The sequence below is a fragment of the Ruegeria sp. BG8 genome (assembly GCF_056538325.1).
On the sequence record NZ_JBQFSZ010000001.1, the window covers coordinates 601675 to 616183 of the forward strand.

15 protein-coding genes are annotated in these 14509 nt (G+C 57.9%); 4 read left to right on the plus strand and 11 right to left on the minus strand.

Annotated elements, in window-relative coordinates:
• Positions 1-133 precede the first annotated feature (133 nt).
• Both ACR0DG_RS03035 and ACR0DG_RS03040 read right to left on the minus strand, forming a co-directional pair.
• Complete coding sequence (locus tag ACR0DG_RS03035) at positions 134-1015, minus strand: metallophosphoesterase (RefSeq protein WP_480694178.1); 882 nt, start codon at positions 1013-1015, stop codon at positions 134-136.
• 3 nt (positions 1016-1018) lie between these two features.
• Positions 1019-1618, minus strand: coding sequence for a superoxide dismutase (locus ACR0DG_RS03040; protein WP_480694180.1), 600 nt, complete (start codon positions 1616-1618; stop codon positions 1019-1021).
• A gap of 101 nt (positions 1619-1719) precedes the next feature.
• Between ACR0DG_RS03040 and ACR0DG_RS03045 the strand changes: the two genes are divergently transcribed.
• Positions 1720-2487 carry an FkbM family methyltransferase gene (locus ACR0DG_RS03045; protein ID WP_480707032.1) on the plus strand — a complete coding sequence of 256 codons (768 nt, stop codon included), beginning with the start codon at positions 1720-1722 and terminating at the stop codon, positions 2485-2487.
• A gap of 111 nt (positions 2488-2598) precedes the next feature.
• Here the strand turns inward: ACR0DG_RS03045 and ACR0DG_RS03050 are convergent, their stop codons facing one another.
• The 4 genes from ACR0DG_RS03050 to ACR0DG_RS03065 form a co-directional block, all read right to left on the minus strand.
• Positions 2599-3165 (minus strand): sarcosine oxidase subunit gamma, encoded by a 567-nt coding sequence (locus ACR0DG_RS03050; RefSeq protein ID WP_480694184.1) that lies wholly within the window; start codon positions 3163-3165, stop codon positions 2599-2601.
• Entirely contained in the window at positions 3158-6187 is a 3030-nt protein-coding gene (locus tag ACR0DG_RS03055; RefSeq protein WP_480694186.1) for a sarcosine oxidase subunit alpha family protein, read from the minus strand. The genes ACR0DG_RS03050 and ACR0DG_RS03055 overlap by 8 nt, the downstream gene beginning before the upstream one ends.
• Positions 6188-6230: 43 nt before the next feature.
• Entirely contained in the window at positions 6231-6560 is a 330-nt protein-coding gene (locus ACR0DG_RS03060; protein ID WP_480694188.1) for a sarcosine oxidase subunit delta, read from the minus strand.
• Between the two features lie 88 nt (positions 6561-6648).
• A complete protein-coding gene (locus ACR0DG_RS03065) occupies positions 6649-7893 on the minus strand; it encodes a sarcosine oxidase subunit beta family protein (protein WP_480694190.1) in 1245 nt (414 codons plus the stop codon).
• Positions 7894-8088: 195 nt separating this feature from the next.
• Here ACR0DG_RS03065 and ccmI point away from each other — a divergent pair, with 195 nt between their 5' ends.
• The 3 genes from ccmI to ACR0DG_RS03080 are packed head-to-tail and all read left to right on the plus strand — an operon-like array spanning position 8089 to position 10020.
• Positions 8089-9309 (plus strand): c-type cytochrome biogenesis protein CcmI, encoded by a 1221-nt coding sequence (gene ccmI, locus ACR0DG_RS03070; RefSeq protein WP_480694192.1) that lies wholly within the window; start codon positions 8089-8091, stop codon positions 9307-9309.
• Positions 9306-9770: a Holliday junction resolvase RuvX gene (gene ruvX, locus ACR0DG_RS03075; protein WP_480694194.1), complete on the plus strand. Its 465-nt coding sequence runs from the start codon at positions 9306-9308 to the stop codon at positions 9768-9770. The genes ccmI and ruvX overlap by 4 nt, the downstream gene beginning before the upstream one ends.
• Positions 9771-9786: 16 nt before the next feature.
• Positions 9787-10020, plus strand: a complete 234-nt coding sequence (locus ACR0DG_RS03080; RefSeq protein ID WP_480694196.1) for a DUF1289 domain-containing protein — start codon at positions 9787-9789, stop codon at positions 10018-10020.
• Between the two features lie 241 nt (positions 10021-10261).
• Here ACR0DG_RS03080 and ACR0DG_RS03085 read toward each other — a convergent pair whose 3' ends face one another.
• From ACR0DG_RS03085 to ACR0DG_RS03105, 5 genes are all read right to left on the minus strand, one after another.
• On the minus strand, positions 10262-10990 hold the full coding sequence (locus ACR0DG_RS03085) for a SpoIIAA family protein (protein ID WP_480694198.1): 729 nt from the start codon (positions 10988-10990) through the stop codon (positions 10262-10264).
• 36 nt (positions 10991-11026) lie between these two features.
• Positions 11027-11806: a hypothetical protein gene (locus ACR0DG_RS03090; protein WP_480694977.1), complete on the minus strand. Its 780-nt coding sequence runs from the start codon at positions 11804-11806 to the stop codon at positions 11027-11029.
• On the minus strand, positions 11806-12630 hold the full coding sequence (locus tag ACR0DG_RS03095) for a sulfite exporter TauE/SafE family protein (RefSeq protein ID WP_480694200.1): 825 nt from the start codon (positions 12628-12630) through the stop codon (positions 11806-11808). Before ACR0DG_RS03095 ends, ACR0DG_RS03090 begins: the two co-directional genes overlap by 1 nt.
• A gap of 32 nt (positions 12631-12662) precedes the next feature.
• The gene (gene dusA / locus ACR0DG_RS03100) at positions 12663-13667 is read right to left on the minus strand and encodes a tRNA dihydrouridine(20/20a) synthase DusA (RefSeq protein ID WP_480694202.1); all 1005 of its coding nucleotides are present in this window, start codon (positions 13665-13667) and stop codon (positions 12663-12665) included.
• Positions 13668-13823: 156 nt separating this feature from the next.
• Positions 13824-14426, minus strand: coding sequence for a TetR/AcrR family transcriptional regulator (locus ACR0DG_RS03105; protein WP_480694204.1), 603 nt, complete (start codon positions 14424-14426; stop codon positions 13824-13826).
• Between the last annotated feature and the right edge of the window lie 83 nt (positions 14427-14509).

Here is a 14509-nt window from a genome sequence, read left to right on the forward strand (position 1 = left end):
TTTCAGCGCGCTGCCTGACCGTTGTTCATTTGATTTGCGGTTCTCTCCCTCCGCTCACTTTAGGTAAGCACTCCGTCACGCCATACAATCCCACTGACTGGCGAAAACGAAAGGGTCGGCGGGATTCCACCAGTCAGGCGGACAGCTCGATCAGCGTGATTTCTGGCGTTACGCCGAACCGAATTGGCAAAATGGAACACCCTATGCCACCTGATACGACCAGATCGCGCGACCCTTCCCGCACGTGGCCATACGCGTAGCGATTACCGAAACGCGAAGGTACAACAGGCGACCACCCGAACAACCGAATCTGACCACCATGCGTGTGGCCTGACAACGTCACGGCAACACGCTCGGGTACCTTTGGGAAAATATCAGGCTCGTGCGCCATCAGAACCACCGGCGCGTCATCTGTGACTTGCTCAAGCGTCCCGGGCAAATCATCCAGCCCCCGATAACGACCGGGCCCGGTCACAATTGCCAACTGGTCTTCCAGCCCGGCCAGCCAACACCCGGCAGCATCAAGCTTTACCGCCTCATTGGACAGGACCTGTATGCCGTTTCGTTGCAATTCCGTTCCATAAAGATTTGGACCTGTGCCCCGGCGTTGTGCTGACAGGTCATCCCACCAGTCGTGATTTCCCAGAACTGCGTAAACACCGTGCTTGGCCTGCAACCCGGACAGCACCGGCGCCAAATCCTTGATCGCAACAGGGTTTGAGATCATGCGGTGACCCGCAGCAAAATCCCCCAACAGCAAAACCAGATCCGGTGACAGAGCATTCGTGCGTCGCACAACCTGCTTTATCCGGTTTAGCCCAATATGAGGTTCCCCAACATGCAGATCGGCCAAAACGGCGATGCGCAATGGCGCAGCCGTCCAGTCTTCGCGTCGGATCCGCCACTTGCGAACACGCAGCCGCAGCGCAGGTTCAACGAAGAACGCGTAAGCGGTAACAAAAAGGCCTGCCAGCGTTGTCGCCAGCAGGCCCTTGATAAACCCTCGACGGGTCAATGATCACATCCGCGATGCAACGTTTTCCCAGTTCACCAGATTGTCGAGGAAGTTCGACAGATAAGCCGGACGTTTGTTGCGGAAGTCGATGTAATAGGAGTGCTCCCAAACGTCGCAGCCCAGCAGAGCAGTCTGACCAAAGCACAGCGGATTCACGCCGTTCTCGGTCTTGGTCACGGCCAGCGAACCATCAGCATTCTTGACCAGCCATGCCCAGCCCGAGCCGAACTGACCGGCACCCGCGGCGCTGAACTGCGACTTGAATTCGTCAACCGAACCGAAGCTCTCGACCAGCGCCTTCTCCAGCTCACCGGGCATTGCGTTATCGCCGGGGGCCATCATCTCCCAGAACTGGTTGTGGTTCCAAAGCTGGCTGATGTTGTTGAAGATACCGTTCTGCGCCACGGCGTTTGCGTCGTAGGTGCCTACGATGATCTCTTCCAGCGACTTGCCGTCCCATTCTGTGCCAGCGATCAGCTTGTTGCCGTTATCGACATAGGCCTTGTGGTGCAGGTCGTGGTGATATTCCAATGTTTCAGCGGACATGCCCTTGGCTGCCAGCGCGTCATGTGCATAAGGAAGATCAGGAAGTTCAAAAGCCATCTCGGCCCCCTGTTGAAAATGATTGTTGCGGTTCCACAGGTTAAATGCTGCGGCAAGGGCCGCAGGTCAAGGGCCGAGATCACAAAACCCGGAGGCAGATGATGCTGACACAGGCGCGCAAGATGTTCTACCGCGCTCGCGGATACTATGCGGGCAGCCTGAACGGAGAGCGATTTCGGCTCGATCCCTACCATTCGAAGTTCTGGCGCAAGGCCGCCGCCGGAGAGTGGGAGCCTGAAACCTTTGCCATTCTCGATCAATACCTCTCACCAGAACAAGACTATCTGGATATCGGCGCATGGATCGGTCCTACCGTTTTGTACGCAGCCCGTCGCGCCCGTCACGTCTGGTGTTTTGAGCCTGATCCCGTGGCCTACCGCCACCTGGTGTGGAATCTTGAGCTTAACAATATCAAGAACGTCTCAGCCTTCAGTGTTGCGCTGTCCGAAGGGCTCGGCGTCACACGAATGGCATCTGCGCATGGCGAGGCGGGCGATTCCACGTCTTCGCTCTTGCATGACGGCAACCACGGCACCGATGCACTCACCATCGGTTGGGAGCAATTCGCGGCTTCGGTCGATCTATCAAACGTGTCGCTGGTCAAGATGGATATCGAAGGAGCCGAATTCTCGGTTCTCCCCTCATTGCGGCATTGGCTGGAAGACGTACGGCCAGCCTTGCTGCTCTCGACGCACGCACCCTATCTGGAAGAGGAAAACCGCGCCGCCGCGATGCAGATGCTCTTGGATGAGTTGGAGTTCTACCCTGGGTGCCTCGACCCATTCACTGGCGAATTCGGCAAAGCGGCTCTAACCGGTGATCGCGGCCAAACCCAGTTTCCCACGTATCTTTTCAGCGCAGAAGACTGAAAATAGAAACCTACGATCCGAACTTCATCTGGCCAAAAAATATCCTGAGGGTGAGGCCGCAGGCCGAGGGGGCAAAGCCCCCTCACCCACGTTTTTCGCGGCAAGCAAAGATCAGTAAGCGCCGACTTCACTGCCCGGCTGCGCTGCGATCTTCAACAGCTTGAACACGTAATCCGCAGCCGAACGGAAACAAACGACGCGGAAGGTTTCAGCGTCGTCCATCCAGAACGCCCCCGCCACCTGAGCCAAGCGAGAGCGGCGGATTTGACCAGGCTGGAATGCGTCCGCCGACAAATCGACCGGAGCCACTTTGCCAAGCACTTCGCGCGCGTTCGCACCAGAAACAGTAAAGACTGCGCGAGCGTCAGAAACATTAACCGCCAGGGAATGCGTACCACTTAGCGCGTCGGTCATGGCGGCCAGCTTCTCATTCACCTGGGCATATGGAACCAGAATCAGCAATTCGTCCGGCGACATCCAGGCAACGCCCGTATCCCCTTTGACCAAAGCTTCACGCCGGCCGGGTACTTTCTGCCCGGTTGCGTCCTTGACGGCTTTGGCAAGGACTTTATCGGACAAATCACCGCGCACGGTGATCATGCCCTGCAGGCCGACTTCGGTCACCTTGGCAATGCCCTCATAGCTGGCGTGGTTCAGTGCGCTGATGGGTTCAGACATTCTGCTTCTCCCCGTCCTTGTCGTAAAAGATCGGGTCTACGATCTTGGCTTTGTAGGTTTTGCCGTCGGTTCCCGGGAACTCGACAATCTCTCCCATGCGATCCGGACCGTGTTTGATCAGACCCATGGCGATACCTTTTTCCAGGTTGGCTGAATAGTAGGTGGATGTCACACGCCCGATCATGTTGCGCTGACCATTGGCGTTGACGCCTTCGCCCACTGCATAGGCACCGTCCGGCAGAACAGATCCATCCACAGTCTCAAGACCCACCAGTTTCCAACGCTCTGGATCCGCCATGTGGCTGCGCGAATGTGCCCGCTTACCAAGAAAGTCTTCTTTCTTTTTAGACAAAGCCCAATGCAGCCCCAGATCCTGCGGGATCACGGTACCGTCGGTCTCATCACCGATCATGATAAAGCCCTTCTCAGCCCGCAGGATGTGAAGGCACTCGGTGCCGTATGGCATTACGCCGAACTCTTTACCTGCCTCAGCCAGTGCGTCCCAGAACGCCTGACCTTGGGACGCCGGAACCGCGATCTCATAGGACAGCTCGCCCGAGAACGAGATACGGTAGGCGCGCGCGTCGAACGCGCCGATCTTGCCGTCGCGCCATTCCATGAACGGCAGCGCCTCTTTCGACAGGTCCATGCCGCCGCCTGCTTGGGCGTTCAGCTTCTCCAGAACCTTGCGTGCGTTCGGTCCGACGACTGCGACCTGAGCGTATTGCTCGGTGACGTTGGCGACATAGACTTTCCAGTCCCACCATTCGGTCTGCAGCCATTCTTCCATGTGGCCGTGGATACGCTCGGCCCCGCCAGTGGTCGTGTGGCACAGCCACGTATCCTCATCGATGCGGGCAACAACGCCATCGTCGATCAGGAACCCGTTTTCCGAGCACATCAGGCCATAACGGCATTTGCCGACCTTCAGCGTGGACATCATGTTGGTGTACATCATGTCCAGAAACTTGCCCGCATCGGGGCCCTTGACGATCAGCTTGCCCAGCGTCGATGCATCCAGCAGGCCGAGGTTTTCGCGAGTGTTCTTGACCTCACGATTGACCGCGTCATGCACGGATTCACCAGGACGGACATAGGCGTAAGTCCGGCGCCAATGGCCCACCGGCTCCCAATCAGCGCCGTTCTTGTCGTGCCAATCATGCATCGGCGTTTTACGAATGGGTTGGAACACCTCGCCACGCGCCTCACCACCGATCGACGCCAGCGAAATGGGTGTATATGGCGGGCGGAAGGTGGTGGTTCCAACCTTCGGGATCTCTGAATCCAACGCATCAGCAAGGATCGCCAATCCGTTGATGTTGCTCAGCTTACCCTGATCTGTCGCCATACCCAACGTGGTGTAACGCTTGGTATGTTCCACGCTCTCGTATCCTTCGCGCGCGGCCAACTGAACGTCGGACACTTTCACGTCGTTCTGGAAGTCCAGCCATGACTTCATGCGCAATTGGACTTCTGCATTGGCAGGCATCAGCCATACAGCAGCCATAGGCGCTTCGCCTTCTGCCTCACCAACCGGTGCCTTGGTCCGTTTTGCCGAAAAGCCTGCAGCCTTAGCCGCCGCTTTGCCTGCCGCGTCGGCGTCTGCCAAAACATCGCCCAGAGACAGCGGGCCGTTTGATGACCCTGCGGCCAGAACGAACCCTTCTCCGTCTGCCCCCAGCGGAGGACGCGATGGGTCAGGCCGGAAATGCGCGTTGGCCTCATCCCAGATCAGCTTGCCACCGCAATGCGACCACATATGCACAACCGGCGACCAACCACCTGACATGGCGACCGCATCAGCTTCAACCTCTTCGCGGGCACCACCGATACCGGCTTGGTTACAGATCGCAACTTTCTTGACGCGTTTACCGCCTTTGACCTTGGCGATCGCCTTGCCAGGATCGACACGGATACCCAACTCTCGCGCTTCATCAGCCAGCGGGCCAGCATTGTCGCGCGCATCGACAACGCGCAGAACGTCCACACCCGCCTTCTTTAGCGTTATCGCGGTGCGATAAGCATCATCGTTATTTGTTGCAACAATGACGCGGTCACCAGGGGTCACCCCCCAGTTCACCACGTAGTCGCGCATGGCTGACGCCAACATGACACCTGGCACATCGTTGCCCGCAAAAGACAAAGGACGCTCAATCGCACCTGTGGCGGTCACAACCTGTTTTGCTCGGATGCGCCACAGACGATGACGCGGACCCTGAGCACCCGGCTTATGGTCGGTCAGACGCTCATATCCCAGCACGTAACCGTGGTCATAAACCCCCGCACCCATGCAGCGAGTGCGCATGGTGACGTTGTCCATTGTTTCCAATTCGGAAACCAATTGTTCCACGAACTTATCCACAGGCTCATCGTTGACGGTGCCCCCGTCAACCGGTGCACGGCCTCCCCAATGCGCTGTCTGCTCGATCAGCAGAACCTTGGCACCTGACGCAGCCGCCACTTTGGCCGCCTGCAGACCGGCAACACCGCCGCCGATGACCAGAACATCGGTGAAAGCGTAGAAATGCTCATACGTATCCGCATCCCGGCTGTCCTTATCCGGCGCTTTGCCCAAGCCAGCAGATTGGCGAATGAAGGGTTCATAAACATGCTTCCAGAACGGCTTTGGGTGGATGAACGTTTTATAGTAAAAACCGGCGGGCAAAAAACACGCCAAGGCCGTGTTCACAGCACCAACGTCAAACTCAAGGTTCGGCCAATGGTTTTGTGAAATCGATGTCAGACCGTTGAAAAGCTCGGTTGTGGTGGCACGCTGGTTCGGCTCGAACCGATTACCCTGCCCCAGACCGACCAGAGCGTTCGGCTCCTCCGCCCCACTCGCGACGACGCCGCGCGGACGGTGGTATTTAAACGAACGGCCCACCATCATCTGATCGTTGGCCAGCAGGGCTGAGGCAAGCGTATCGCCCTCATACCCCTGCATCGAGGTGCCGTTGAAGCTGAATGTGACCTGTTTCGACCGGTCGATCAGCCGGCCTTGGTTTGCGAGACGGGTGCTCATGTTGCTGACCTTTCGCAGGCGGAATTACGGATGGCTGGGCGGATCATTCGTACTCTCTCCAGGTCCAGCCAGGACGTTTTGCGGTGATGGCGTCCTTGATCTCTTGCGGCGGTTCAAACACCTGCGCCGAGTAGGTGCCAAACACCTCCAGCGTGTTTGTGCAGCGGGCGGCGTGGAACCACTTGCCGCAGCCATTTGCATGGCGCCAGCGTTCAAAGTGAACACCTTTGGGGTTTTCACGCATGAAAAGGTAGTCGTGGAACTCATCATCCGACGAGCCAGGGCCAAAACGCTTCAGATGCGCCTCGCCGCCCGCGGCCAGTTCAGTTTCTTCGGCATCGACGCCGCAATAGGGGCAATTCAGGATCAGCATACGTTCATCCTTTTTTCGTCAGGCGCGCCGAAGCGGCCTGTAAATTCCATGTGGCAATGGCGCGAGATTTTTCGACGAAAAATCTTCATCAGTGCGCCACCCCGGCCGCGACACTTTCGTCGATGAAGCGACCCTCTTTGAAACGGTCCATCGAGAAGGCCTCGGTCAGCGGCGAATGACCCGTGGCCATCAGCTGCGCCATACCCCAGCCCGATCCCGGGATCGCCTTGAAGCCACCGGTGCCCCAGCCGCCATTGATAAAGCAGCCCTGCAGCGGTGTTTTCGACAGGATGGGCGAGCGATCGCCGGTCATGTCCACAATGCCACCCCACTGGCGCAACATTTTCAGGCGCGAGATCATCGGGAAGGTCTCGACCAGTGCGCGGACGGTTTCTTCGATATGGTGGAAGCTGCCGCGCTGGGTGAAGTTGTTGAACCCGTCGGTGCCGCCACCAATTACCATCTCGCCCTTGTCGGACTGCGACATGTAGCCGTGCACGGTATTGGCCATTACGACCACGTCCATGCAAGGTTTGATCGGCTCAGAGACCAAAGCCTGAAGGGCGATCGCTTCAAGCGGCAGACGGAAGCCCGCCATCTCGGCCAACTGACCAGAGTGACCCGCAACCACGATACCCAGCTTGTCGCAATCAATCGCACCCTTTGTGGTGTCGACACCGACAACACGCCCATTGTCGGACCGAACGCCCGTCACTTCGCACTGCTGGATGATGTCCATCCCCATGGCCGAGCACGCACGCGCGTAACCCCACGCCACGGCGTCGTGACGGGCGGTGCCGCCGCGTTCCTGCCACAGCGCGCCCAAAACCGGATAACGCGGGCCGTCCAGATTGATAATCGGGACCAATTCCTTGACACGCTCGGGGCCAATCCACTCGGTCTTGACGCCTTGCAGGGCGTTCGCATGCGCGGTGCGCTGGTACCCGCGAATTTCGTGCTGCGTCTGCGCGAGCATCATCACGCCGCGCGGGCTGAACATAACGTTATAGTTCAGCTCCTGGCTGAGATCTTCGTAGAGGCTGCGCGCCTTTTCATACATCGCCGCAGATGGATCCTGCAGATAGTTCGACCGGATAATCGTCGTGTTCCGACCAGTGTTACCACCGCCCAGCCAACCCTTTTCTATCACGGCAACGTTTTGGATCCCGTAGTTCTTGCCAAGATAGTATGCCGTGGCCAAACCATGACCACCAGCACCTACGATTATGACGTCGTATTTCTTCTTGGGTTCGGGCGAACGCCATGCGCGTTCCCATCCGGTGTGATAGCGTAACGCTTCGCGCGCCACTGCAAAGGCTGAGTAGTGTTTCATAAGCGAATCCATCCGGTTCGGTGATTGGGCGCAGATATGCCGTGTAACAATTACATACCCCTGCCGCGCAACGCCATAATATCGCGCTATTGCGACATAGCGTTCATAATTGCGCTATGTAGCGGCCTCGCGGCCATTTGTCCCTTTTTTCCTGCTAGGCCCGGGTCTAAGTCAGGGCAGTATCTCGGAGTAAACATGACCTTCTGGGCCTTATTGATCCTTACCGCACTGCTTACCGCAGTTTTCCTTGGCCTCTCTATGATCCGGGCGCGCAAGACGCGCGAACCGGCAGCGGCCTATGACCTGCGCGTTTATCGCGAGCAACTGGCTGGCGTGGATCGGGATCTGGCGCGCGGCGTGATTGGTGAGGCCGATGCCGAACGCGTTCGCACGGAAATCTCTCGTCGTATTCTGGCGGCAGATGCACAGATGCAGACGCAGGGTGCTCAGGACGGGCCGCCCCGCTGGGCAAACGCAGCTGGCCTGGCCGCAGTCGCACTGACATTGATTGGCGGTGGCTTTTGGATGTACGGACAGATGGGCGCGTCGGGCATGCCGGACCAGCCTTTGTCGCTACGGCTGGAAATGTCTGAAAAACTGCGCACCGATCGCCCCAGTCAGGCACAAGCCGAAGCCGATATGCCCCCTGTTCCCAAGCCCCAGATTGAAGAAAGCTATGCAGCGCTTTTGGGGCAATTGCGGGAAACAGTCGCCGCGCGACCGAATGATTTGCAGGGCCACATATTGCTGGCGCAACACGAAGCAAACGCAGGTAATTTCCCGGCTGCTTACAAGGCCCAGCAGCGTGTGATCGAACTGTCCGGTGACGCCGCAGACGCAGACGCCTATTCCCACATGGCCGAGATGATGATCCTTTCGGTCAACGGATATGTATCACCCGAGGCTGAGGCAGCATTGCGACAGGCCTTGCAACGCAACCCACGCCACGGTCCCGCGCAGTATTATATTGGGCAAATGATGGTCCAGGTTGGACGCCCGGATATCGCTTATCGGATTTGGTTCGACACCCTGCGTAGCTCCCCAGCCGATGCGCCCTGGGTCGAGGCGATCCGGTCGCAGTTGGACGAGCTGGCATTCCGCGCTGGCGTCTTCAACCCGCCAGAACTGCCAGCAGGAAGCGGCCCGACTCAGGACGATGTGGATGCGGCCGCAGCCCTGACACCGGAAGAGCGTCAGGAAATGATCGTGGGAATGGTGAACCAGTTGTCAGACCGTTTGGCGACCGAAGGCGGCCCACCCGAAGACTGGGCCCGATTGATTGCCGCGCTGGGTGTACTTGGCGAAGGCCAGCGCGCGATCGACATTAAAAAAGAGGCTACGGCCCTTTTTGCCGACGACCCAAAGGCGCTGGAGCTTATCGACGAAGCGGCTTTGCAGGCCGGTATTGCACAATGATCCACGACGCATTTGAAGACTTTGCGAGCGCTCTATCCCCGATGACTGCCCTGATAGGGTTGGATTTGGGTGAAAAAACCATTGGCGTGGCCGTATCCGACAAGATGCGCGGTGTCGCAAGCCCTTTGGAAACCGTCCGCCGCAAGAAATTCACACTGGATTCCGCGCGGTTGCTGGAAATCATCGCTGACCGGGAAATCGGCGGCATACTTCTGGGCCTGCCCAAGAACATGGACGGCTCGGAAGGTCCGCGCTGTCAATCGACCCGAGCCTTTGCGCGCAATATGTCTCGACTCACCGAAGTTCCGATTGGTTTCTGGGACGAACGGCTCAGTACAGTTGCGGCCGAAAAGGCACTACTTGAGGCGGATACGACACGAAAACGTCGCGGACAGGTTATCGACCACGTTGCAGCTGCTTATATTCTGCAAGGAGCGCTGGATAGACTGCGCTTTCTTTAGGGATCGGAACACGCCTATGACAAACATGGTCTGGAAACGGAACGAGGTCGAAAGCCCTTGCATCCAGATTTGCGTCGTTCACCCTACCGAACGCATCTGTACTGGGTGCTATCGCACCATCGACGAAATCTCGCGCTGGTCAAAGATGGACAGCTCGGAGCGGGCGGAAATCATGGAAGCCCTGCCCTCGCGCAAACCGCAGCTGGCGAAACGCCGCGGTGGTCGCGCAGCCCGCATGAACAAATCCTGAAATCACACCCGACGGATAAGCCTGCGCCGTTGCAGGTTGGTCTGAACTCCGAGGGGGTCAAGTTCGAAGACAAGTGGTGTGTGGGTGGCAACCCACAACGGCGCGCTTCAGTGTCTGTCTTTCCCGCCGTGGTACCGCAGGAAAGCTCGCAAGCCTTAATTCTTTCTTGACTGACCAATCAAGCAAAACATGCCCAGGCCCAGAATGACTTTACGTCAGACCCGGCGCACCACTAGTGCAATCAGCCAGCGGCAAGCCAGGATTTCGCATTTTCCATTTCTTCCGAAGGGAAAAACTGTGTCCGTGCGCCCAGCACGTGACTGGCAACACGTTGTGCCAAATGCTGCCACGCCTTGTCGCCAACGATTGCAGCGCGATCGAGCATCCCGATATGCCCCTTCGCCAATCGTAAATGAGCCGCAAGCGCCGTAAGCCCTTGCCAGCCATCGAATTCACGCAGATCGACCAAGAGGCGAAAGCCGGTTTTAGCCGCCAGCAGAGTGTCCAGATCGGATTCGGCCTTGGCATATTCGTCCGGCTCCAACTTGCCCAAAAGGCTAATCTGGACACAAGGCCCACCCAAGTCGGTAACGTGAATGGACCCAAGGGACTCGCGCATCCAGCGGCGCGCAGACTCTATTTCGGACAGTTCGAACACCTGCATCGGACAGGGCATGATCGGGGCAGCCAGCCGAACGCTCGTTTGAACCCAACCCTGATCTGCCACGACCGCGATGCGGTCAAACCCGCGCCAATGGCTAAGGCCAAGCTTGGTGTCAGACCATGCGGCACCAAGGTCATAGCCTTTGAACTCTGGCTGAACGATTGCCATCAGACGCACTGTTTCATGTTCAGCCAAAGCTGCTTCGATGGCGGGAATTAGTCTTTCGGAATAGTCTGCACTTGTGACTTCGCCGGACAATTCAATCTCAATCTGTGCACCGTCCGAACCTGTTTGAACCGTAATCATGACCTAAAACCTCCTAACCCGAATAATGGCAGAAGGTTACGGAGATTCGATCCACTCGGCCACACCCCCTTTGAACTCAGGGCGGAAATAGGCAATCATCCGACCGTCCGGCCCTGCCGAGGCGGTATCGGGCCAAGGGGCAACGCCGTGCAGGCAGTGGCGATGCAAAAGATACGCCTCGCCGGGCTTGGCAGGCAATTCCAGACGCGGGCAGGTCTCAAAGACTTCGCGGCGCGTGGTCTGATAAATGTCAGTGATATCAACCTCGGCCAGCGCGTTTTTCGGATGGCTCTCAAGCGCAGCCGCAAATGCAGCGCGCAGTATTTTATGGCTCCCTTCCCACAAAACCATGGGCGCGGCGTCTTCGCTGGCATCGGTGAGCGGAATTCCCAAAATCCACGCATGAGGCTCATCCACCCGGCGTCTGCGGTCCGGTCCTGTCGGACGCAAACCGTCCACATGCGCAGCATCGCGATTGCGACGGTACCGCCCGGCGGCCTCGCTTTCACCGCTGCGCGGTCGTGGATAGCCCGGGTAGATGACCGATACCTGTCCCTTGTGGAGCGGAAGGCGACCGTAATGCTCGGTTGCAAACGTAATGGCTTGCCCCCCCAAGGCGTTGGATTGTCCAACCCGGCCATCGGTATCGTTATCCAGTGCGTCCACGCCGATGAACCACGTCCCCTCGCAATCGAGCCATTGCGCTTGCGCAGGATCAGTGACCGCAGCGCGAGCCGCTGGCAATGCGTGCGTCACCCAGTCTGCAACAGCCGCATCGTAGGGGAATTTCAGCCAGCCCTTTTCCCAAAAATCCATCACAGCCCCAACGCCTTACGCAGCATGTTCAAAGCGACCAGCGTCAGAAAGACCGCAAAGACACGTTTCAGCGGCTTTGGATCCATAGCGTGGGCCAGTTTCACGCCCCAAGGCGCTGTGATCATGGTCATCGCAACCACGATGGCAAAGGCGACAAGGTTAACTGCACCGATTGTAAAAGGCGGGCGATGTTCTGCGGCGATCTCAAGGAACAAGAAACCCAAAACGGACGGCACGGCGATGATAACGCCAAAGCCTGCGGCCGTGGCGACGGCGCGGTGAATGGGCGTGTTGTAAAGGCTCATCAGGGGGACACCAAAACTGCCCCCTCCGATGCCCATCAAAACGGATAGGAAACCGACACCGGGCGACAGGGCTGCGCGACGCAGCCCCTTGGGCATGGAATCCCCCAGCCGCCATTCGGACTTACCAAACCCAAGGTAGGCTCCGATCACCATCCCCAGAACTCCGAACAGGGCCTGCAATGCCTCGGTCCGTAAGGCCGATGCGATCATCACACCGATGACAGCGCCTATCGCGATACCCGGCCCCCAACCGCGCAGGATTTCCCAATCCACGGCACCCTTTTTGTTATGGGCAAGCACGGACCTGATCGAGGTCACGATGATCGTGGCCAACGACGTCGCCAAACATAGCTGCATCAATTGCGGCCCTCCGTAGCCCAACGTCTGGAAGGCATAGAAAAACGCTGGCACCAGCACGATGCCCCCACCGACACCCAGCAACCCGGCCAGCACACCAGCCAAAGCCCCGATCACAAGCAAAAGGCCCAGCATCTGGGCCAGCAACAACGTCTCGGGCATTCTTCCCCCATACCGACCAAAGGGCCGCGTCTTTAGTTCACTTCCACCTCGGCCAGAGGTTCAATGCAGCCCAATGCCTGCAACATGATCTCGGGGCCTGCGCCATCTTGTACCGCCCCTTCGGACAAGGTGCGTCGCCACGCCCGCGCGCCGGGTCGCCCGGCGAACAAGCCCAACATGTGCCGGGTGATCTGATGCAAACGCCCGCCTGCGGCAAGGTGCTTTTCTACATAGGGCACCATTTTTTGAACGACATCCGCTGGGTCTGCTGTCTGACCTTTCTGGAATATCAGCGGATCCGCCCCAGCCAGAATATCGGCAGGCTGATGATAGGCTACCCGACCGATCATCACGCCATCAAGCCCGGCGTGCAGGTGCTTTGCGGCATCCTCGAGCGTCGCCACCCCACCATTGATCGAGATATGCATATCCGCAAAAGCCGCTTTCATACGGTAGACGAGATCGTAATCCAGCGGTGGTATATCCCGGTTTTCCTTTGGGCTAAGACCTTGCAGCCAAGCCTTGCGGGCATGGATCGTTACGCGTTGACACCCAGCCGTGCGAATAGCCTCAAGAAACTGAGGAAGCACCTCTTCCGGGTTCTGCTCGTCCACACCGATACGGCACTTGACGGTCACCTCAACGTCAACCGCTTCGCGCATGGCAGCAACGCATTCGGCAACGCGGCCCGGGTCCTTCATCAGGACTGCGCCAAAAGTGCCCGATTGAACCCTGTCAGACGGGCATCCGCAGTTTAGATTGATCTCATCATATCCGGCTTCGGCCCCGAACTTTGCGGCCTGCGCCAATTCGGCCGGGTCTGACCCGCCCAATTGCAATGCAACCGGGTGTTCCTGTGGGCTGTAGTCCAAAAGGTGCAGCGCCCCGCCGCGTACCAAAGCCGGGGCCGTCACCATCTCGGTATACAGCAGCGTCTCATTGCTTAACAAACGGTGAAAGAAACGGCAGTGGCGATCCGTCCAGTCCATCATTGGTGCTACGCTGAGGCGCGCGGCGGTTTGGATTTTGTTTTTCACACCATGACCCCCGCTTTTTGATGGAGCTTTCGTACCGCAGCCCTGTCCCAAGACCACATATCGAACCGGAAAACTGCCCGCCCGATTCGCGCGGCCATTCCTTTAGCACACAACGTTCTGAATAACAGGACCGCCGCGTACGGTAACACGCACAGTTCAAACGCCGTATCGGCTCAGGATCATCTCGACACTGCTGTCGATCGTGGCTTCCATTTCATCGTGGCTGAGGACATTTCCCGAAAAAACCATCGGCCAAAAAGCCTTGGCTTTGATAAGACCAATGAACTCTTGCCCGGCACTGGCGGGATCATCGATACGTAGCTGGCCGTCTTCGGCGGCGGCCTGCAACATGGCAACGAAGGTGGATGTCTTGTCCAACTTGCCCTGCGCAGCGGCTGCAAGAACGGGGTTGCGCAAAGTTTCGCTGATCACCATGCGCGACATCGCCATGACTTCGGGAAGCATCAGAATACGACCCTCGGCCCATGCCAGTTCCGTCAGTTGTTCGCGTATATCGCGCCCCTTTTCATAGCGGATATCAAGCACGCCTGCGAAACGGTTGGACAGCTCTACCACTATGGAACGAAACAAATTTTCTTTGCTTTCAAAATATTTGTACAGCGTGCGTTTCGATACCTCGGCCCGCGCGGATACACGATCCATACTGGCGGCTGCGAACCCCTTTTCCTGGAACTCTGCCACGGCAGCTTCGATGATCTGGGCATGTTTGGCCGCATTCGGCGCGCTGCTGTCGTTCATAATTCAAACCTATAGCCACATTGACAGAGACAGGTCAAACCCTAGGTAAACTCGTGGGTTTACAGATCACAAATCACAGCCTA